The sequence below is a fragment of the Pseudomonas sp. NS1(2017) genome, assembly GCF_002269425.1.
GTDB lineage: Bacteria > Pseudomonadota > Gammaproteobacteria > Pseudomonadales > Pseudomonadaceae > Aquipseudomonas > Aquipseudomonas reactans.
In genome coordinates this window covers 5,466,685-5,485,248 of sequence record NZ_CP022960.1, presented here as the reverse complement: position 1 = coordinate 5,485,248, position 18,564 = coordinate 5,466,685, and the positions used below count along the sequence as shown (strand labels likewise).

The following is an 18,564-nucleotide window of genomic DNA, read 5'->3' as shown; positions in this document are numbered from 1 at the left end:
GGCAAGCCGGCTCCTACAGTGAGTTGTGTTCAGACTGGGCGTCAGCGGCGGCTGCTGACCTCGGCCGGCACATCATCCCCCGCCATGCGCTTACGGAACAACGCAGTACGTGCCAGCAGCAACGTGGTCACCGGCACCGTGATCGACAACAAGATCGGAATCAACCACCCGTGCAACACCGGCCCGGACTTGAGCACCGAAAAGTAGATGATCGACGCCAACGCCACACACCACGCCCCCAACGTCGAAGCCAATGCCGGCGGGTGCATGCGCTGGAAGAAGTCCTTCATCCTTAGCAAGCCGATCGCGCCAATCAATGCAAACACACTGCTCAACACCAGCAGCACGGCCACGACGACTTCCATCCATAACGGCATCATTCAATCACCTCCCCACGCAGCAGGAATTTGGCCAGGGCAAACGAGCCGACGAAGCCGAACAGCGCAATCAGCAGCGCCGCTTCAAAGTAGGTGTCACTGGCGTAGCGAATGCCCAGCACCAGCATCATCAGCATCGCCAGGATGTACAGGTAGTCCAGCGCCAGTACCCGGTCCTGGGCCGATGGGCCTTTGAACAGGCGGATCAGCGTCAGCACCATGGCCAGGGAGAACAGGAACAGGCTGAACAGGATCGCATTGGAGAGCAGGGCGCTCATTCGAAGATCTCCATCAGGGGCCGTTCGTAGGCGGTCTTGAAATGCTCGATAAACGGCGCTTCATCCTCAAGATCAAACACGTGCAAGAGAAGGACGCTGCGGTCCAGAGCCAGTTCCGACCAGATGGTGCCAGGCACCACGGTCGTAATCATCGACAGCGCAGCCAGGCCGTTCGGATCGCGCAGGTCCAGGGGGATCTTGATGAAGCGTGAGCGTGGCGGGCGGGAGCCGCAGGTCAATACGCCCCAGGCCACTTGCAGGTTGGAGACGATCACATCGCGGCCTACCAGGAAGAACAGGCGAATAATCACGCCAGGACGACGGATGCGGATGGGCAGGGGGCGAAGCGGTGCCATCATCAGTGGCGCAAGAAACCCTAGTACCGCACCCAGCAGCAGGTTGCCAGGGCTCACGGACAGGTTGAGCACCAGCCACAGCAACCACAACGCCAGCGACAACCACGGGGCAGGGAACAGGCGTCTCATGGCTGCACCTCCAGCGCGGCGGCCTTGGCTTCAGGGCTCGGCACTGGGCGCGTCGCCATCACCGCCATCACGTAGTGTTCCGGGTTGTTCAGGCTGACGGCCGTGTCCTGGGTGTAACGCATCAGTGGCTCGGCCTTGAAGGTCAGCAGAATGCTCAGGCCCAGCAGGAAGAAGATCGGCAGGCACTCGTAGCGACGCAGCAGCGGCGAAGGGCGCTCTTCCGGGGTCCAGAAACGCTGGATGCCGAGGCGGGCGAAGGCGATCAACGAGGCCAGGCCCGAGAGGATCAACAACGCCACCAAGCCCCAGGCCGCCGGGCGGATCGGCGCGTCAACACTGACGCCCAGGCCCAGCGGATTGACCAGTGCGCTCAACAGGCTGAGCTTGCCGATAAACCCGGAAAGCGGCGGCATGCCGATGATCAGCAGGGCGCAGGCGATAAAGCTCAGGCCCAGGAAGGCCATGGTCCAGGGAATCACCTGGCCGACCACGGCTTGCTGTTCATCATCCAGGTTCACGCCGGGGCGCGGGTGCAGCGATTCCATGGCTTTGGGCAGCGCATCGATCTCTTCATCCAGCGGCAAATCATTGGCCGAGCGCGAACGCTCGATCAGTTCGGCCAGCAGGAACAGCGCACTCAACGCCAGCGTCGAGCTGACCAGATAGAACAGCGCCCCCGCCGTCAGGCTTGGCTGAGCAAAACCCACGGCCGACAGCAAGATCCCCGCCGACACCAGAATGCTCAAGCTGGCCATGCGCTCCAGCCGTTGCGCCGCCACCATCGCCAACCCGGCGCAGATGATGGTCGCCATGCCGCCATACACCAGCCAGTCCCCACCAAATAGCGCCGACGCGCCGGCCTGGCCGGAGAACAGCAGGGTCCACAGGCGCAGCACGGTGTACACGCCGACCTTGGTCATGATCGCAAACATCGCCGCCACCGGCGCACTCGCCGAAGAATAGGCGGGCGCCAGCCAGAAGTTCAGTGGCCACATGCCGGCCTTGGCCAGGAACGCCGTCGCCAGGATCGCCGCACCGGCGTGCAACAGGCCACGATCCGCCTCCGGCACCAGCGGGATCTTCAACGCCAGGTCAGCGAAGTTCAGCGTGCCAGTCACCCCGTAGATCATCGCCGCGCCAATCAAAAACAACGACGACGCCAACAGGTTGATCGCAATGTAATGCAGCCCTGCCGACACCCGCGCCCGGCCCGAGCCGTGCAGCATCAAGCCATAGGACGCCGCCAGCAGCACCTCGAAGAACACGAACAGGTTGAACAGGTCGGCGGTGAGGAACGCACCGTACAACCCCATCATCTGCACCTGGAACAGCGCATGGAAACTGGTGCCCGCACGGTCCCAGCGGGCCATGGCGAACAGCAGCGCACTCACGCCGATGATGCCGGTGAGCACCAGCATCAGCGCCGATAACTGATCGACCACCAGCACAATGCCAAACGGCACTTGCCAGTTGCCCGGCAGGTACACGCCAATCGAGCCGGGGCCGCCTTTTTGCGTCCAGTACAGCAGCAAAACAGCAATGCCCAGGCCGATCATGCTGGAGAACAGGTTGATGCGCGCCTTGAGCGGGCGGTGCTTCTCGCCGAGCATCAGCATCAATGCGGCCGTCAGCAACGGCAGCAGGATTGGCGCGACGATCAGTTGATTCATCCACGTCATTCCTTGGGCTCCCGGCCGTCCACATGGTCCGTGCCCGTCAAGCCACGGGAGGCAAGCAGCACCACCAGGAACAAGGCGGTCATGGCAAAGCTGATCACGATAGCCGTCAGCACCAGCGCCTGGGGCAGGGGATCGGTGTAATTGAGCAAGTCTTGCGGCACGCCGTCCTTGATGATCGGCTCCTTGCCGATAAACAGGCTGCCCATGCTGAAAATGAACAGGTTGACCCCGTACGACAGCAGGCAAAGGCCCATCACCACCTGGAACGTTCGTGGCCGCAGGATCAGCCAGACGCCGGAGGCCGCCAGGACCCCAATGGCAATTGCGATGACTTCTTCCATCAGGCGGCTCCTTCCGTTGCGGCAACCACTTTGGCCTGGTTGCTCGGTTTGTGGGCCCGCACGGACTGGTGACCGAGGGCGGTGAGCATCAGCAGCGTCGAGCCGACGACCATGGCGTACACGCCGACGTCAAAGAACAGTGCACTGGCAATATGAATATCGCCGAGCAGCGGCAGGCTGAAATGCCAGGTGTGGGTGGTGAGGAACGGGTACCCGGCAAACAGCGCGCCGAGACCGGTCAGCGTCGCCGAGAACAGCCCGAAGCCCATCCAGCGCATCGGCCGCAGGCTCATCTGCGCTTCGACCCACTGCGTGCCGGCGACCATGTATTGCAGGATAAACGCCACCGACATCACCAGGCCGGCGACAAACCCACCGCCCGGTTGGTTGTGGCCGCGCATGAACAGGTAGAACGACACCACCAGCGCAATCGGCAACAGCAGGCGCACCAGCACTGCGGGCACCATCATGAAGCCCAGGGCGGTGTCACTGGCCTGGCGTGGGTTGACCAGGTCGGTCGCCACGTCCGGCGCCAACTGGCGCTGTTGCGCGGGCAGTTGCATGCTTTCCTTGGACGGACGGAAGCGGCGCAACAGGGCGTACACGGTCAGCGCCACGGCGCCGAGCACGGTGATTTCACCCAGGGTATCGAAGCCCCGGAAGTCCACCAGCATCACGTTCACCACATTGCTGCCACCGCCTTCGGGCAGGGCGCGGCTTAAGTAGAACGAAGAAATGTCGTTGGGCGTCTGGCGCGTCAGCATCGCGTAGGACAGCAGCGCCATGCCGCCACCCACCACAGTCGACAGCAAGAAGTCGCGCAGGCGGCGAATCCGTGCCTTGCGCAGCGAACTCGGCAGTGGCGACACTTCTTCGATCCGCCGTGGCAGCCAGCGCAGGCCGAGCAGGATCAGCACCGTGGTCACCACTTCGACCACCAGTTGGGTCAGCGCCAGGTCCGGCGCCGAGAACCACACGAAGGTCACGCAGGTCATCAGGCCGCACACGCTGACCATGGTCAGGGCCGCCAGCCGGTGGTACTTGGCTTGCCAGGCGGCACCGAGGGCGCAGGCAATCGCCAGCAACCACAGGGTGACGAATACGATGGAACCCGGGATCTTCGGCCGGTCGCCCCAACTGAGGCCACTGTTGAGCATCGGGATCATGCCGCCGATCACCGCCACCAGCACCAGCAGGAACAACTGGGTCTGCAGGCGCTTGGTGCTGATGCGTTTCTCGATCTTGCGCACGCCGCGCATCATCACTACCAGGCTGCGCTCGAAGCCGCGCTTGCCGTTGAAGTAGCTGATCACTGGCGGGTATTTGAAGCGGCCGCGCTTGAGTTGCTTGCGCAGCAGCAGATACAGCACCACGCCGCCGGACATGGCCACCAGGCTCATGATCATCGGCGCGTTCCAGCCATGCCAGATGGCCAGGCTGTACTCCGGCAGCACGCCGCCTACAACCGGCAACGCGGCGGCAGCGAGGATAGAACCGACCACCTGCGCCGGGAAAATCCCCACCAGCAGGCAGGTGAACACCAGCAGCTCAACCGGTGCGCGCATCCAGCGCGGCGGTTCATGTGGGGTGTGCGGCAGGTTGGTCGCGGTAGGGCCGAAGAACACGTCGACCGTGAAACGCAGGGCATAGGCCACGCTGAACGTACCGGCAATGGTCGCGATCAACGGCAGGGCGAACTCCACCCAGGCGGTCGAGGAGATAAACACGGTTTCGGCGAAGAACATCTCTTTGGACAGGAAGCCATTGAGCAATGGCACCCCGGCCATGGACGCGCTGGCAACCATCGCCAGGGTCGCGGTAAACGGGATCAACCGCACCAGGCCGCTGAGCTTGCGGATATCCCGCGTGCCGCTTTCGTGGTCGATGATGCCCGCGGCCATGAACAGCGAGGCCTTGAAAGTGGCGTGGTTGAGGATATGGAACACTGCCGCGACAGCGGCCAGCGGGCTGTTCAGGCCAAGCAGTAAGGTGATCAGCCCGAGGTGGCTGATGGTGGAGTAGGCCAGCAGGCCTTTGAGATCATTCTGGAACATGGCGCAGTAAGCGCCGAGAAGCAGGGTAATCGCGCCGGCACCGCCGACGATATAGAACCATTCTTCGCTGCCGGACAGCGACGGCCACAGGCGGGCCAGCAGGAACACGCCGGCTTTCACCATCGTGGCCGAATGCAGGTACGCCGACACCGGCGTGGGCGCCGCCATCGCGTGAGGCAGCCAGAAGTGGAAGGGGAACTGCGCGCTTTTGCTCAAGGCGCCGATCAGCACCAGGGCCAGCATGACCGGGTACAGCGCGTGCGCGCGAATCTGATCGCCCGCTGCCAGCACCAAGTCCAGGTCGTAGCTGCCGACGATATGCCCCAGCAACATCACGCCCGCCAGCAGGCACAAGCCGCCCGCGCCGGTGACCATCAACGCCATGTACGCGCCGCGTCGCGCGTCGGCGCGGTGGTGCCAGTAGCCGATCAGCAGGAACGAGAACAGGCTGGTCAGTTCCCAGAAGAACACGATCTGGACCAGGTTGCCGGAGATCACCAGCCCGAGCATCGCGCCCATGAACGCCAGGAAAAACGCAAAGAAGCGCGGCACCGGGTCGTCCGGTGACATGTAATAGCGCGCATACAACGACACCAGCGTGCCGATGCCCAGCACCAGCATCGAGAACAGCCAGGCAAACCCATCCATGCGCAGCACGAAGTTCAGCCCGAGGCTGGGCAGCCACATGAATTCTTCGCGGATCACGCCACCATGGGCGATCTGGGGGTAGAGCAGGGCGACTTGAATGGTGCCGACCAGGGCCACAAGGCCGGCCAGCAGGGATTCGGTGTTACGTGCATTGTGCGGCAGCAAGGCCGCCAGACAGCTGCCAGCGAACGGCAGAAGCAGTAGAACTATCAGGGACATAGGCTTCTAATCTGCGGGAGTTTGGGATGCATCATACGTGCCGCTTTCTCGATCACCAAACGGCAAGATGTGGCAGGATCCTACAAGCTAAGCTGAAAACCCTTGTAGGAGCGAGCTTGCTCGCGAAAATCGTCAACGGTAACGCGGGCCTCCTGGATTCACACAGTGTTCTCAGGTTCTTCGCGAGCAAGCTCGCTCCTACCTGTGGATGCGGCTGCCTTCTGGGCCTTGGTCTTCATCTCACTGACAATCACCGCCGCCACAATCAACGCTGCGCCCAGCATCGCAATCGGCGGGAAGCGCTCCCCGGCGATTCGTCCTACCACGCCTGCCCACACCGGCTCACCGGCATAAATCAACGTGGCTCGCGTAGGTGAAACGCTTTGCTGGGCCCAGTTCATGGCGACCTGGATCACCGCACTGGTCAGGCCCAGGCCCACCGCGCTGAACAGCAGCAACCACGAAAACCCCGGCAACGCCTCGCCCATCGGCACCACCATCAGGAACGACAGCAACGAGGCCGTGGCCAGTTGCACCACGGTCACTCGGCGCACATCCACCTGCCCGGCAAAGGCGCTGATCAGGATGATTTCAGCGGCAATCGCGACGGCACCGATCAAGGTGGCGATTTCGCCGGGGCTGAAATTCAGTGAAGCGCCCGCCGGCCCGGTCAGCAGCATCAAGCCGGTAAACGCCAGCATGATGCCAATGCTCGGCATCAAGCCTGGACGGCGTCCCAGCACCAGCCATTGCAGCAACGGCACGAACGGCACATATAACGCCGTGATAAACGCCGATTGGCTGCTCAGGATCGTCTGCAAGCCAATGGTTTGCAGCCCGTAGCCAAACATGATCGCCACGCCGATAAACACGCCGGCCTTCAACTCGAACAGCGTCAGGTCACGCAATGTGCGCAAGGAAAAGAAGCCGACCACAATCGCCGCCGCCGCAAATCGCAGGCCCACGAAAAACATCGGCCCGCTGACAGTCATCGCGTGCTGCACCAGCAAAAAGGTGCCGCCCCAGATCATGGTGATCACTACCAGGATGCATTCGGCTTTACTGAAACGGTTGAAACGCGAAGGGGAGTTCGGGGTGGTCATGGCGGCTCGGTCTTGCAAGGGAAAGGCACGGACCGCACAATGCGCCGCACGCTGGGCAGTATACTGCGCACACCCACCCATTGAGCAATATAGTGCACAAAGAAAATCCGCAACGGGCCTCGGTCCTGCAGCACGTCAGCCAAAACGTTCGTCGCCTGCGCCATGCCGCCGACTTGAGCCAGACCGCGCTCTCGGAAAAATCCGGGGTCAGCCGGCGAATGCTGGTGGCCATTGAGGCGGGGGAGAAGAACGTCAGCCTGTCCACGCTGGACCGAGTCGCCGAAGCGCTGGATGTGGCGTTCAGTGATCTGATTCAGGCCCCGGATGTGCGTGACCACAGCCGGATCAACGAATTGGCCTGGGCCGGTGAAATTACCGGCAGCAAGGCGGTATTGCTGGCCAAAGCCACCGCGCGGCGTGAAGTAGAGTTGTGGGAGTGGCGCCTTGAACCCGGTGATCGCTACTGCCCGGACCCGGACCTGGAAGGGTGGAGTGAGCAGCTATTTGTCTTTGAGGGCAGCCTGACCCTGGTGGTGGGGGACGCAGAAAACACCATCAACGCAGGTGAGTTTTTCATGTTCGCCAGCCATCAGCCTCACGCCTATCGCAATGATGGGGACGTCGCCGTGAAGTTTGTACGGAATGTCGTTATTTAGTTTGTCAACTGTCAGAGTTGACAGCTTATTTTTGGTTTTTCCTTCAGTTATGGTGTTTTTGCGTTAATCACTAAGTTTTTGCGTTAATCACTAAGTTTTTGCATATTCGCTATGTGTTGACTTGTTGGTGTTGTCGCAATAATTGAACTGTCAAGAACCCAATATAAGGATATGGATATGAACGGAGTATTAGTATCTCGATCGGATTTTCTCGTAGCCCCAGCTATTGTTCCTTCGCGAAATGGAAAGATCTCCCGTTCGGAGGTAGCAGATAACAGAGCTGCTTATATCCTTCCTCTTTACCTCGGTATTGAGAAAGGCGATAAGTACTCGCTCACTGTAGATACTGATGGACAGTTTTATTGGTTTACCTCTGGGGAGATCGTCTCTACAACGGAAGTCGTTACCCGAACATTGTTTGATGCGCTCTTTGTTGGCGCCACCTTTGCGTCAGCGCACTATAGTATTAAGAAACAAAGCGGGGAAATGCGCTCGCATCAGGCTATATATCAAGTTGTAGATTAATGAGTATGTGATGGGTGAGAGAAGGTTGCTTTTGACAAGCAACTGTTGATGGAGCAACAGAGGTTCAACACTTTGTTGGTTTGCTCCCATTTTTTCTCCTGAAAATTGTGTAATTGGCCTGTTTTGTTAAGGGTCAGCTTCGGGCATGACTCCTGCAGTGGCCTCCGTATCTTATCGGAGCCTGGAGTCGGCCCATGTCAGCCCACCCTCAACACCCTGCCCATATCATCCGCTCGGACGCGGAAGCCATCGAGGTCGCCTCGCGCCTGGCTGCACGGTTTGCCGTCGACGCCAGCGAGCGCGACCGTGAGCGTCGCCTGCCGGTGGCCGAACTCGACGAGTTCTCGGCCAGCGGCTTGTGGGGCATCACCATTCCCAAGGCTTATGGCGGTGCCGAGGTGTCGTACGTGACAGTGGCCGAGGTGATCAAACTGATCTCCGCCGCCGACCCGTCCCTGGGGCAGATTCCGCAGAACCACCTTGGCGTTGTCGACATCCTGCTGCAAACGGCCACAGAGGCACAAAAGCAGTACTACTTCGGCAAAGTCCTGCAAGGCTATCGCTTCGGCAATGCCTTCTCCGAAGCCAAGAGCAAGAACGCCGGCACCTTCGACACGCAGATCCGCTTCAACGGCGACAGCGCGCAAATCAACGGCGAGAAGTTCTACTGCACCGGCGCGTTGTTTGCCCATATCGTGCCCACTGTCGGCAATAACGAAAAAGACCAGGCGTTCATCGCCTTCATCGAGCGCGATGCCCAAGGCCTGAGTGTGATCGACAGCTGGGACGGCTTCGGTCAGCGCACTACCGCCAGCGGCGGCGTGACCCTCGATGGCGTAACCGTGCCCCTCAGCGCGGTGATCCCCGCTCACCAGGCCTTCGACCAACCCACCGCCAACGGCCCGATTTCACAGATCATCCAGGCGGCGGTCGACACCGGCATCGCCCTGGGCGCCCTTGAACAAGCCAAGATCCATGCGCGCCAGGCGCGACCCTGGATCGACAGCCAGCAGGATCACGGCTGGCAAGACCCGTTCACCATCGCCGCCATCGGCGACCTGGAATGGCGTGTGCACGGCACCGAAGCCATCCTCGCCAAAGCGGGTAAAGCCGTGGACCGCGCCCTCGCCGACCCCAGCGAAGACACCGTCGCCCACGCCTCATTGGTCGTCGCCCAAGCCAAAGTACTGTCCGCTGAAACCGCCTTGCTCGCCAGCAGCAAGCTCTTCGAACTGGCCGGCACCCGCTCGGTCACCGGCAAACACAACCTTGACCGCTTCTGGCGCAACGCACGCACCCACACCCTGCACGACCCGGCCCGCTGGAAATACCACCTGATCGGCAATTTCGTGCTCAACGGCGTGAAGCCCGCGCGCCACGCCTGGAACTGAGAATTGACCATGACCGCACTGAGCCTTGCGCGCCAACTGTTGGACAGCACCCGCCGCCATGTCGAGACCAGCGATGACCCTTATGTGATCAGCCGCTTCGGCGATCTGCAGATCCGCGTCGATGTGGCCGCCGCCTTGCTGGAGCGCGCTGAAACCCACCCAAGCCCGGTGGCCGCCACCGAAGCGCAGATCGCCGCCTCCGAAGCCCTCATCGCCGCGAGCAACGCCGAATTCGAACTGACCGGCCAACGCACCGCGCTGCCGTCGAGCCTCGATGACCCGTTGCGCTGGAAATACCAGATTGTCGGCAACTACCACCTCAACGGAGTGCTTTGATGTCCCGTGAAATCCGCTTGAATGCCTTCGACATGAACTGTGTCGGCCACCAATCGCCCGGCCTGTGGGCGCACCCGCGTGACCGTTCGTGGCAGTACAAGGACCTGGAATACTGGACCGACCTCGCCAAGATCCTAGAGCGGGGCAAGTTCGATGGCCTGTTTATCGCCGACGTGCTGGGCATCTACGACGTGTACAACGGCAACGGCGACGCGGCGATTCGCCAGGCGGCGCAGGTGCCGGTCAATGACCCGTTATCGCTGATCGCGCCGATGGCGTTGGTCACCGAGCACTTGGGGTTTGGCCTGACGGCTTCGTTGTCCTTTGAGCATCCGTACCCGTTCGCCCGGCGCCTCTCGACCTTGGATCACCTGACCAAGGGCCGCATCGGCTGGAACATCGTCACCTCCTACCTGGAAAGTGGCGCCAAGAACCTCGGCCAGAAAGCCCAGACCGAACACGACGCGCGCTACGACTACGCGGAGGAATACCTGGAGGTCTGCTACAAACTCTGGGAAGGCAGTTGGGAGGAGGGCGCCGTGTTGCGCGACCGCGAGCGGCGGATTTTCAGCGACCCGAGCAAGATCCACGAGATCCGTCACGTCGGCAAACACTTCCAGGTGCCTGGCATTCACCTGTGTGAACCCTCGCCGCAGCGCACGCCGGTGCTGTATCAGGCGGGTGCGTCCAGCCGTGGCAAGCAGTTCGCCGCCGAGCAGGCCGAGTGTGTGTTCGTCGCCGCGCCGTCCAAAGTCTTGCTGAAAAAGACCGTTGCCGACATCCGCCGTCGCGCCGCCGAGGCCGGACGTGATCCGAAGAAAATCCTGATCTTCAACCTGCAGACCGTGATCGTCGGTGAGACCGATGCCAAGGCCAAGGCCAAGTTCGACGAGTACAAATCCTACGTCAGCTATGAAGGCGCGATGGCGCTGATCTCCGGCTGGACCGGTATCGATTTCAGCCAGTTCAAGCCGGATGAGCCGCTCAAGCATGTGCATACCAATGCCATCCAGTCGGCGGTGGAAGCCTTTTCCACGGCCGACCCGAACAAAGTCTGGACGCCCAACGAGCTGGCCGATTGGGTCGGCATCGGCGGTTTTGGCCCGCTGTTTGTCGGTGGCCCGGAAACCGTGGCGGATCTGTTGCAGGAGTGGGTGGAAGAGACGGATGTGGATGGGTTCAACCTGGCCTATGCGCTGACCCACGAAACCTTCATCGACGCCGTCGACCTGCTGGTGCCGGAGTTGCAGAAGCGCGGGGTGTACAAGACCGAATATGCCCAGGGCACGCTGCGCGAGAAGTTGTTTGGTGAGGCGGCAAGGCTGCCGGCGTCCCATCCCGGCAGTGGTTACAGGGCATTAGGCACGGGGACAGTCAGACAAGAACGCATGTGACTCTGCTGTATCCGACGTTCAGCGGGGAATGTGATGACAATCGCAAACCCCGCATGAAAGACAATCGCCTAGTTGGTAATGCTGAAAACGCCATTTTGTGCTTCGGTAAAGTGGCGCACGCCACTTGAGTCAGTTGCACCGGCCACAAAGTTGAATGTTCCTGCGAAGGTTCCCGTGGGGTTGTTGTCACCGTCAATGGTAGGAAGTGAGGTCACTGTCAGCTGACCCGATTCGCCTTCGTAGATATAAGACCCACTGGCGTGAAAGAAAATTATAGTGACCTTCTTACTGTCGGCACTAATATTGTAGACGCCTGTCGGGAGGTCGATGGAAAAGAGTATGGCTATTCGATAGTCGTACAGATTTGGCTCTGAGGAAAACGCTCGCGACCATCCTACGATTTGGTTGTTAGAATTGCTCCTGAGATCAGTCTCACGAGACTTATATCGCGCTACGACGTCGCGACTCAGGTCGCATGCAACTGCCGATTCAACATCATTTTTGCTGTTTTCTGTGAAGCCATCCAGCTCTAGAACACCCTCGCTGACACTGACTTTTTTCCCCATGTTTGTACCCTTGAAGTTAAAAGTTGCCTTCACTGTCTTGGTGTCGTTATTAAAGGTTAACGTCAGGCTTCCTTCGGTGGCGGTATAGTTGACTTGAGCGGATGAGTTTGACTTTGACCAGATGGCATTGGCGTCAGAGGGGTTATTGAAGTGTTGTGTGATGTTGTATGTTTTGTCTGTGACATTACCGTCTTTAGGGATGTAAAGCGAAATCTCTTGAAAGCGTCGTTGCGCATCGATTTCGGTGTATATCTTGATGCGCACCTTGTGTTGAACATCTAAGTCGGTTGAATAGTGCGCGCCTGTGAATGAGTCATGATCTTCTTGCTCGTCGTCGATAGTTGCTTTGCATTTCAGGCTCGTACTCGTTGAGGTTTTTCCAGAAGTACTCATGGGGGTTTCTCCCTGTGCGATGATATGAAGCTAAAGCGTATTCAGGAGGGAGGGCAGCGTCTACTGTCAAATATGACAGGTATAGCAAGGTGTTTTTTTATTTCGAAAGCGACGGTCGGGGCGTGTTTCTATCCAGGTTCGGAGTGCCTTAAGTGTTCAACGGCTTGGCTGGCGTTCTGTTGCTCCAGCAACAGTTAATATGCATTTTGTTCAATGGAGCTTCTGTCACTTTTTGTAAGCCTCTGAATTGACTGAGTTTGAAGAGCGTTTTGCATTGGCATAATTAATGCTCGGCACTGTTTGCACTCAGGCTTCTGCGGCCTGACCCCATACAGCCAGCGGACCACCGCACGCTTAACTCCCAATAGGAGATTTACCCCTATGAGCGTGCATGCACTCAAACGCCCGCTGGCCCTGGAATGGCCCGCCGAACTGCTCGGCGACCTGCCCAAAGCCCTGGAACAACTGCACCATTGGGCGCAGATCACGCCGCTGCACACCGCCCTGCGCCACAAACGGAAGGGCCAGTGGTACGCGTGGCGCTGGATCGACGCCTTGCGTGATGTAAAGCGCCTGGCCGATGGTTTGCGCCAGCAGGGTTTCAGCGAGCAGTCGCGCTTGGCCCTCAGCGGTGCGTTTGAGCCGAACCTGTTGCTTTTGGCCCTGGCCGCCCAGTCGATCGGCGGGCAGGTGCTGACCCTGGCCGACAACCTCGACCCCGAAGCCCTCCAACACCACCTGTGGCGTATTCGCCCCACCCATTCCTACACCCAAAACCGCCAGCACGTGCGGCATTGGCAACCGGCAAACCTGCTGGAATTCGCCCAATTACTGGGCCCGATCGACCCCGCGCAACACCTCACCCGATGGTGGCAGCCCAGCGGCGAAACCGCGTTGTGGAGCGAGGAGGGCACCCACTGGCAGGGCGGCCTGAGGGTGGCGCTGGAGCAATGGCTCAGCACTGGCCACGGCCTGGCGTTTCCGGAAGGCCTGGCCTCGGCGCAGCGTGATCGCGGTGAAGTTGCCCCCACGGGCCTGCTGCTGTCGCCTGCGCGCTTGCAGTACCTGGCCGACGAGATCGAAAGCCGCCTGGCCCCCCACGGCACCTGGCGGCGGCGTCTGTGCGACTGGGCCATTGCGCAGCCACACAGCGGCCTGCGCCGGCTGGTGAAAAACCGCGTGCGCAAACTGCTGGGTTTCCAGCGCCTGGCTTATATCTGGCAACCGCTCAAATCGACTGCCGAACCGAGCTGGCTGTATGAATCCAAACGGGACATCGCATGAGCCAAGCCATTCTCCAGGTGCGGGATATCTCGCTGTCGTTCAAGGGCGTCAAGGCGATCAATGCCTTGTCCTTCGAGGTGGCGCGCGGCGAGATCTGCGCGCTGATCGGCCCCAATGGTGCCGGTAAAAGCTCATTGCTCAATGTACTCAACGGCGTGTATCGCTTCGATGCTGGCGAGATCGTCTTCGAAGACCAGCACTTCCATCGCATTGACCCGCTCGGCGCCGCGCGCCGGGGCATTGGTCGTACGTTCCAGAACAACGCGCTGTTCAAGAAGATGAGCGTGCTCGACAACATTCTCACGGGCCTGTCGCGGCATATGCGCAGCAGCGTTATCGAACAGGCCCTGGGCTTGCCCCGCGCACGCCGGGAAGCCGAAGCGTTCCGCCTGCGTGCCCAGGGCATTCTCGAATTTCTTGAGTTGCAAGCTCAGCGTGATGTGCTGGTGGGCAACCTCTCTTATGGCCTGCAAAAGCGTGTCGAGTTGGGTCGGGCATTGATCGCCGGGCCCAGCCTGTTACTGCTCGACGAACCTATGGCGGGCATGAACGCTGAGGAAAAACAGGAAATGGCGCGCTTCGTCGCCGACGTGAACCGCGACCTCGGCACCACCGTGGTGTTGATCGAGCACGACATGGGCGTGGTGATGGGCCTGTCCGATCACGTGGTGGTACTCGACTACGGGCGCAAAGTCGGTGACGGCACGCCAGCCCAAGTGCAAGCCAATCCCGACGTGATCGCGGCTTACCTTGGAGTGGTGCACTGATGACGTTTTTCTTTGAAACCCTGCTCGGCGGTCTGCTCGCCGGCACCATGTATTCGCTGGTCGCCATCGGTTTCGTGCTGATCTACAAAGCCAGCGGCGTGTTCAACTTTGCCCAGGGCTCGATGCTGCTGTTCGCCGCGCTGACCTTTGTCAGCCTGCATGATCAAGGCGTGCCGTTTGCCTTGGCGCTGCTCTTGACTGTGATCGTGATGATCATCGGCGCCTTACTCATCGAGCGCCTGGTGTTGCGGCCGCTGGTGAACCGTTCGCAGATCACGCTGTTCATGGCCACCTTGGGCCTGTCGTTCATTATCGAAGGCCTGGCCCAGGGTTTGATGGGGTCGCAAGTACGCGCCCTCGACCTGGGCATCGACGACGTGCCGCTGTTCGTCGGCCCGCTGATGCTCAGTCAATTCGACCTGATTGCCGCTGCCGCTGCGGTGGTGCTGGTGACGGTGCTGGCGCTGCTGTTCAACAAGACCCGCATCGGTGTGTCGCTGCGCGCGGTGGCGGATGACACCACGGCTGCGCTGTCCATCGGTATCAACCTCAACCGTATCTGGCAGATCGTCTGGGCGGTGGCCGGGATTGTCGGGCTGGTGGCGGGGCTCCTGTGGGGCGCGCGCCAAGGGGTGCAGTTTTCGTTGTCGTTGGTGGTGCTCAAGGCCTTGCCGGTGCTGATCATCGGCGGGTTTACCTCGATTGGCGGGGCGATTGTCGGCGGGTTGATCGTCGGCGCGGCGGAGAACCTGGCCGAGGTGTATATCGGCCCTTTGATCGGCGGCGGCATCACGCCGTGGTTCGCCTATGTACTGGCCTTGGCCTTCCTGTATATCCGTCCCGCCGGCCTGTTCGGCGAGCGCGCCATCGAGCGAGTCTGAAACCATGTCGATTCCCGTTGCTCAAGACACCGCGCCATTGCTGCTGATCCAGCGGCGCATTCCCTGGGGGCTGATTGGCCTGTTGGCGCTGGCCTTTGTCGTGGTGCCGCTGTGGGGCAATGACTATTGGCTCAATGCGATTCTGATCCCTTTTTTAGTGCTGTCCTTGGCCGGGCTGGGCTTGAACCTGCTCACTGGCTACACCGGGCAAACCTCGGTAGGGGCCGCCGGTTTCATGGCCGTCGGCGCGTTTGCCACCTACGGGTTTTTGCTGCGCCTGCCGGAACTGGGCTTGCCGGTGGCGCTGCTCGGCGGCGGGATTATCAGCGCGTTGGTCGGCCTGCTGTTCGGCCTGCCCAGCTCGCGGATCAAGGGCTTCTACCTGATGGTCACCACCTTGGCCGCGCAGTTTTTCCTGGAGTGGCTGTTCGTCAAATTCCCCTGGTTCTACAACTACGGCTCGTCCGGGACCATCTCCGCGCCGAAGCTTTCGCTGTTGGGGCATGACCTTAATACCCCGCTGGGCCGTTACCTGCTGACATTGGTCACCGTGCTGCTGCTGACCTGGACCGCAATCAACCTGGTGCGCAGCCAGGTCGGGCGTAACTGGATGGCGATCCGCGACATGGACACCGCCGCCGCCGTGGTCGGTATTCCGGTGGTGCGCTACAAGCGCCTGGCGTTTGCGGTCAGCTCGTTTTACCTCGGCATCGCCGGCGCGCTGTGGGCCTTTGCCTACCTGGGTACGGCCAGCGCCAGCAGCTTCGATATCAATCGCTCTTTCCAGATCCTGTTCATCATCATTATCGGCGGCATGGGCAGCATTGCCGGCAACTTTGTCGGTGCGGCCTTCATCAGTTTGTTGCCGATCTTCCTCAGCCACGCCGGGCAGGCGCTGTTTGGCGGTTCGGTGGATGCGGGGCAGTTACAGAACCTGCAAAAAATCATCTTTGGCGTGTTGATCATCGTGTTCCTCATAAAGGAACCCGAGGGCTTGATTCGCCTGTTGCACAACCTGCGTGACCGTGTGCGGCAGTGGCCGCTGCGTTTCTAACATTCCCTCAAGAGAATTCCCATGCGTGTATCCTTGAAACATTCCCTGGTCGGCGCTGCATTTGCGCTGGCCGCCCTGGCCGGTGCTGTTCCCCAGGCGATGGCCTCGCCGGACCAGCAGTTCATTCCCCTGGCCACCTACCGCGTCGGCGCCTACGCGTCCAGCGGCGTGCAGGTGTGGGCCGGGATGATCGACTACCTGCGTTATATCAACGAGGTCGAAGGCGGCATTAATGGCGTCAAGCTGGTGTGGCAGGAATGCGAGACCGAATGGACGGCTGAGAAGGGCATCGAGTGCTACGAGCGCTTCAAGAATGGCCTGGATGGCGCGCCGGTCGCGGTGTACCAGCCCAACGGCGCACCGGCGGCGTATGCGCTGAGTGAGCGCGCGGAAGTGGACAAGATCCCGCTGATCACCCTCGGCTACGGCCGCACCGAAGCCACCGACGGCACCGTGTTCCCCTACAACTTCCCGGTGATGCTGACCTTCTACAGCGAAGCATCGACCCTGGTGAACTACATCGCCCAGCGTGAAGGCGGGTTCGACAAGCTCAAGGGCAAGAAAATCGCCACGGTCTACCACGACTCGGCCTATGGCCGCGAAACCCTCGGCCCGCTGAAATTGCTCGCGGAAAAATACGGCTTCGAAAACATCCAGATCCCGGTGGCCGACCCTGGCAACGAACAGTCCGCGCAATGGCGCCAGGTGCGCCAGGCCAACCCGGACTGGGTGTTCCTGCGCACCTGGGGCGTCTCCACCCCGGTGGCGGTGAAGACTGCCGCGCGCTTCGGTTTTCCGGTGGATCACATCATCGGCGACATCTGGGCCAGTTCCAGCGAAGACGTCTTGCCTGCCGGTGCCGCCGCCAAAGGCTACCTGGCACTCACGCCGTACCCGGCGGGTGCCGACTTCGAAATCCACAAGCGCCTCAAGCAATACATCCTCGACAAGGGCCACAGCGACCTCAAGGACCTGAAAAACTTCGGCAGCGTCTACTACAACTCCGGCCTGGTAAACGCCGCCGTGGCGGTGGAAGCGATCCGCACCGGCCAGGCCAAGTTCGGCAAGCGTCCGCTGAATGGCGAAGAGGGCCGCTGGGGCCTGGAACACCTGAACATCGACGACGCCCGCTTGAAAGACATGGGCTACCTGGGCCTGATGCAGAACCTCAAGCTGTCGTGCCGTGACCACGAAGGTGGCGGCTCGGCGCGGGTACAGCAGTGGGACGGCGCCAACTGGACGCTGATCAGCGAGTGGATCGCTGCCGACCGTGCCTTGTTACGCCCGTTGATCGATGAAAAATCCGCCGCCTTCGCCAAGGAAAAAGGCCTGACACCGCGCACCTGCTCCGGGGATGAATAAAGCATGAGCCAGCCTGCCGCTGAATCCGCCAGCCCGTCACTGTTGACGGTCAACGACATCGAAGTGATCTACGACGGCGCAATCCTGGCGGTAGCCGGGGTGTCGCTGCACGTACCCAAGGGCGCCATCGTCGCCTTGCTCGGTGCCAATGGCGCCGGCAAGAGCACCACGCTCAAGGCGATCTCGGGGTTGGTACGGGCCGAGCGAGCGGAGGTCAGCCGAGGTGTGATCGACTATGCAGGCCTGGACCTGGCCGGTGTCGATCCCAGCCAGCGCGTGCGAAAGGGCATGGTCCACGTGCTGGAAGGCCGTCATGTGTTCGGCCAACTCACGGTGGAAGACAACCTGCGCAGCGGCGGCTTCGTGCGGCGCTTGAGCCGCAAGGACATGGAACAGGACCTGGAGCGCCTGTACGCCTGGTTCCCAAGGCTCAAGACCAAGCGCCACACCCGCGCCGGGCTCACCTCGGGCGGCGAGCAGCAGATGGTCGCCATCGGCCGGGCGTTGATGACCCGTCCTACTTTGGTACTGCTCGACGAGCCGTCCATGGGTTTGGCACCTATGATCGTGCAGGAGATTTTCGAGATCATCGCGCAGCTCAATCGTGAGCAGCAGGTGAGCTTCCTGATCGCCGAGCAGAACATCAATGTTGCACTGAACTATGCGTCTCACGGCTACGTATTGGATACTGGCCGCGTGGCCTTGAGTGGCAGCGCCGCTGAGCTGTTGGCGCGGGGCGACTTGCATGACATTTACCTGGGCAAACAGTAA

Annotated in this window: 19 protein-coding genes; 11 read left to right on the top strand and 8 right to left on the bottom strand. The window is 60.8% G+C overall.

Annotated elements, in window-relative coordinates; translation table 11 throughout:
* Positions 1 to 41 precede the first annotated feature (41 nt).
* From CI807_RS25590 to CI807_RS25560, 7 genes are all read right to left on the bottom strand, one after another.
* Positions 42 to 380 carry a Na+/H+ antiporter subunit G gene (locus CI807_RS25590; RefSeq protein WP_016977444.1) on the bottom strand — a complete coding sequence of 113 codons (339 nt, stop codon included), beginning with the start codon at positions 378 to 380 and terminating at the stop codon, positions 42 to 44.
* Positions 377 to 655 (bottom strand): K+/H+ antiporter subunit F, encoded by a 279-nt coding sequence (locus CI807_RS25585; RefSeq protein WP_005789171.1) that lies wholly within the window; start codon positions 653 to 655, stop codon positions 377 to 379. Before CI807_RS25585 ends, CI807_RS25590 begins: the two co-directional genes overlap by 4 nt.
* The gene (locus tag CI807_RS25580; RefSeq protein WP_095016748.1) at positions 652 to 1,140 is read right to left on the bottom strand and encodes a Na+/H+ antiporter subunit E; all 489 of its coding nucleotides are present in this window, start codon (positions 1,138 to 1,140) and stop codon (positions 652 to 654) included. The genes CI807_RS25585 and CI807_RS25580 overlap by 4 nt, the downstream gene beginning before the upstream one ends.
* Positions 1,137 to 2,819, bottom strand: coding sequence for a monovalent cation/H+ antiporter subunit D (locus CI807_RS25575; protein ID WP_095016747.1), 1,683 nt, complete (start codon positions 2,817 to 2,819; stop codon positions 1,137 to 1,139). The genes CI807_RS25580 and CI807_RS25575 overlap by 4 nt, the downstream gene beginning before the upstream one ends.
* Positions 2,816 to 3,160, bottom strand: coding sequence for a Na+/H+ antiporter subunit C (locus CI807_RS25570; RefSeq protein ID WP_003192163.1), 345 nt, complete (start codon positions 3,158 to 3,160; stop codon positions 2,816 to 2,818). Before CI807_RS25570 ends, CI807_RS25575 begins: the two co-directional genes overlap by 4 nt.
* On the bottom strand, positions 3,160 to 6,081 hold the full coding sequence (locus tag CI807_RS25565; RefSeq protein WP_095016746.1) for a monovalent cation/H+ antiporter subunit A: 2,922 nt from the start codon (positions 6,079 to 6,081) through the stop codon (positions 3,160 to 3,162). Before CI807_RS25565 ends, CI807_RS25570 begins: the two co-directional genes overlap by 1 nt.
* A gap of 158 nt (positions 6,082 to 6,239) precedes the next feature.
* On the bottom strand, positions 6,240 to 7,184 hold the full coding sequence (locus CI807_RS25560) for a DMT family transporter (RefSeq protein ID WP_016977448.1): 945 nt from the start codon (positions 7,182 to 7,184) through the stop codon (positions 6,240 to 6,242).
* 92 nt (positions 7,185 to 7,276) lie between these two features.
* On the opposite strand from CI807_RS25560, the gene CI807_RS25555 reads away from it, so the two are divergent.
* From CI807_RS25555 to CI807_RS25535, 5 genes are all read left to right on the top strand, one after another.
* Positions 7,277 to 7,840, top strand: coding sequence for a helix-turn-helix domain-containing protein (locus CI807_RS25555; protein WP_025855939.1), 564 nt, complete (start codon positions 7,277 to 7,279; stop codon positions 7,838 to 7,840).
* A 177-nt stretch (positions 7,841 to 8,017) separates the two neighbouring features.
* Positions 8,018 to 8,365, top strand: coding sequence for a hypothetical protein (locus CI807_RS25550; RefSeq protein WP_095016745.1), 348 nt, complete (start codon positions 8,018 to 8,020; stop codon positions 8,363 to 8,365).
* 194 nt (positions 8,366 to 8,559) lie between these two features.
* Complete coding sequence (locus tag CI807_RS25545) at positions 8,560 to 9,756, top strand: SfnB family sulfur acquisition oxidoreductase (protein ID WP_095016744.1); 1,197 nt, start codon at positions 8,560 to 8,562, stop codon at positions 9,754 to 9,756.
* A 9-nt stretch (positions 9,757 to 9,765) separates the two neighbouring features.
* Positions 9,766 to 10,092 (top strand): acyl-CoA dehydrogenase, encoded by a 327-nt coding sequence (locus tag CI807_RS25540; RefSeq protein ID WP_095016743.1) that lies wholly within the window; start codon positions 9,766 to 9,768, stop codon positions 10,090 to 10,092.
* Complete coding sequence (locus CI807_RS25535; RefSeq protein WP_095016742.1) at positions 10,092 to 11,486, top strand: LLM class flavin-dependent oxidoreductase; 1,395 nt, start codon at positions 10,092 to 10,094, stop codon at positions 11,484 to 11,486. The genes CI807_RS25540 and CI807_RS25535 overlap by 1 nt, the downstream gene beginning before the upstream one ends.
* Before the next feature lie 68 nt (positions 11,487 to 11,554).
* On the opposite strand, the gene CI807_RS25530 is transcribed toward CI807_RS25535, so the two are convergent.
* On the bottom strand, positions 11,555 to 12,445 hold the full coding sequence (locus tag CI807_RS25530; RefSeq protein ID WP_095016741.1) for a hypothetical protein: 891 nt from the start codon (positions 12,443 to 12,445) through the stop codon (positions 11,555 to 11,557).
* 381 nt (positions 12,446 to 12,826) lie between these two features.
* Here CI807_RS25530 and CI807_RS25525 point away from each other — a divergent pair, with 381 nt between their 5' ends.
* The 6 genes from CI807_RS25525 to CI807_RS25500 are packed head-to-tail and all read left to right on the top strand — an operon-like array spanning position 12,827 to position 18,564.
* Positions 12,827 to 13,729 (top strand): AMP-binding protein, encoded by a 903-nt coding sequence (locus tag CI807_RS25525; RefSeq protein WP_095016740.1) that lies wholly within the window; start codon positions 12,827 to 12,829, stop codon positions 13,727 to 13,729.
* Complete coding sequence (locus CI807_RS25520; protein ID WP_095016739.1) at positions 13,726 to 14,496, top strand: ABC transporter ATP-binding protein; 771 nt, start codon at positions 13,726 to 13,728, stop codon at positions 14,494 to 14,496. The genes CI807_RS25525 and CI807_RS25520 overlap by 4 nt, the downstream gene beginning before the upstream one ends.
* Entirely contained in the window at positions 14,496 to 15,377 is an 882-nt protein-coding gene (locus CI807_RS25515; RefSeq protein WP_034106908.1) for a branched-chain amino acid ABC transporter permease, read from the top strand. The genes CI807_RS25520 and CI807_RS25515 overlap by 1 nt, the downstream gene beginning before the upstream one ends.
* Positions 15,378 to 15,381: 4 nt before the next feature.
* Positions 15,382 to 16,431 (top strand): branched-chain amino acid ABC transporter permease, encoded by a 1,050-nt coding sequence (locus CI807_RS25510; protein ID WP_095016738.1) that lies wholly within the window; start codon positions 15,382 to 15,384, stop codon positions 16,429 to 16,431.
* A 21-nt stretch (positions 16,432 to 16,452) separates the two neighbouring features.
* Positions 16,453 to 17,793, top strand: a complete 1,341-nt coding sequence (locus tag CI807_RS25505; RefSeq protein ID WP_095016737.1) for an ABC transporter substrate-binding protein — start codon at positions 16,453 to 16,455, stop codon at positions 17,791 to 17,793.
* A gap of 3 nt (positions 17,794 to 17,796) precedes the next feature.
* A complete protein-coding gene (locus CI807_RS25500) occupies positions 17,797 to 18,564 on the top strand; it encodes an ABC transporter ATP-binding protein (protein ID WP_095016736.1) in 768 nt (255 codons plus the stop codon).

Excerpts from the sequence above, each read along its gene's own strand:
- CI807_RS25500 (WP_095016736.1), top strand. The coding sequence starts at position 17,797 with ATGAGCCAGCCTGCCGCTGAATCCGCCAGCCCGTCACTGTTGACGGTC.
- CI807_RS25570 (WP_003192163.1), bottom strand. The coding sequence starts at position 3,160 with ATGGAAGAAGTCATCGCAATTGCCATTGGGGTCCTGGCGGCCTCCGGC.
- CI807_RS25535 (WP_095016742.1), top strand. The coding sequence starts at position 10,092 with ATGTCCCGTGAAATCCGCTTGAATGCCTTCGACATGAACTGTGTCGGC.
- CI807_RS25550 (WP_095016745.1), top strand. The coding sequence starts at position 8,018 with ATGAACGGAGTATTAGTATCTCGATCGGATTTTCTCGTAGCCCCAGCT.
- CI807_RS25530 (WP_095016741.1), bottom strand. The coding sequence starts at position 12,445 with ATGAGTACTTCTGGAAAAACCTCAACGAGTACGAGCCTGAAATGCAAA.
- CI807_RS25580 (WP_095016748.1), bottom strand. The coding sequence starts at position 1,140 with ATGAGACGCCTGTTCCCTGCCCCGTGGTTGTCGCTGGCGTTGTGGTTG.
- CI807_RS25560 (WP_016977448.1), bottom strand. The coding sequence starts at position 7,184 with ATGACCACCCCGAACTCCCCTTCGCGTTTCAACCGTTTCAGTAAAGCC.
- CI807_RS25525 (WP_095016740.1), top strand. The coding sequence starts at position 12,827 with ATGAGCGTGCATGCACTCAAACGCCCGCTGGCCCTGGAATGGCCCGCC.
- CI807_RS25515 (WP_034106908.1), top strand. The coding sequence starts at position 14,496 with ATGACGTTTTTCTTTGAAACCCTGCTCGGCGGTCTGCTCGCCGGCACC.
- CI807_RS25590 (WP_016977444.1), bottom strand. The coding sequence starts at position 380 with ATGATGCCGTTATGGATGGAAGTCGTCGTGGCCGTGCTGCTGGTGTTG.
- CI807_RS25575 (WP_095016747.1), bottom strand. The coding sequence starts at position 2,819 with ATGACGTGGATGAATCAACTGATCGTCGCGCCAATCCTGCTGCCGTTG.
- CI807_RS25510 (WP_095016738.1), top strand. The coding sequence starts at position 15,382 with ATGTCGATTCCCGTTGCTCAAGACACCGCGCCATTGCTGCTGATCCAG.
- CI807_RS25545 (WP_095016744.1), top strand. The coding sequence starts at position 8,560 with ATGTCAGCCCACCCTCAACACCCTGCCCATATCATCCGCTCGGACGCG.
- CI807_RS25520 (WP_095016739.1), top strand. The coding sequence starts at position 13,726 with ATGAGCCAAGCCATTCTCCAGGTGCGGGATATCTCGCTGTCGTTCAAG.
- CI807_RS25585 (WP_005789171.1), bottom strand. The coding sequence starts at position 655 with ATGAGCGCCCTGCTCTCCAATGCGATCCTGTTCAGCCTGTTCCTGTTC.
- CI807_RS25540 (WP_095016743.1), top strand. The coding sequence starts at position 9,766 with ATGACCGCACTGAGCCTTGCGCGCCAACTGTTGGACAGCACCCGCCGC.
- CI807_RS25565 (WP_095016746.1), bottom strand. The coding sequence starts at position 6,081 with ATGTCCCTGATAGTTCTACTGCTTCTGCCGTTCGCTGGCAGCTGTCTG.
- CI807_RS25505 (WP_095016737.1), top strand. The coding sequence starts at position 16,453 with ATGCGTGTATCCTTGAAACATTCCCTGGTCGGCGCTGCATTTGCGCTG.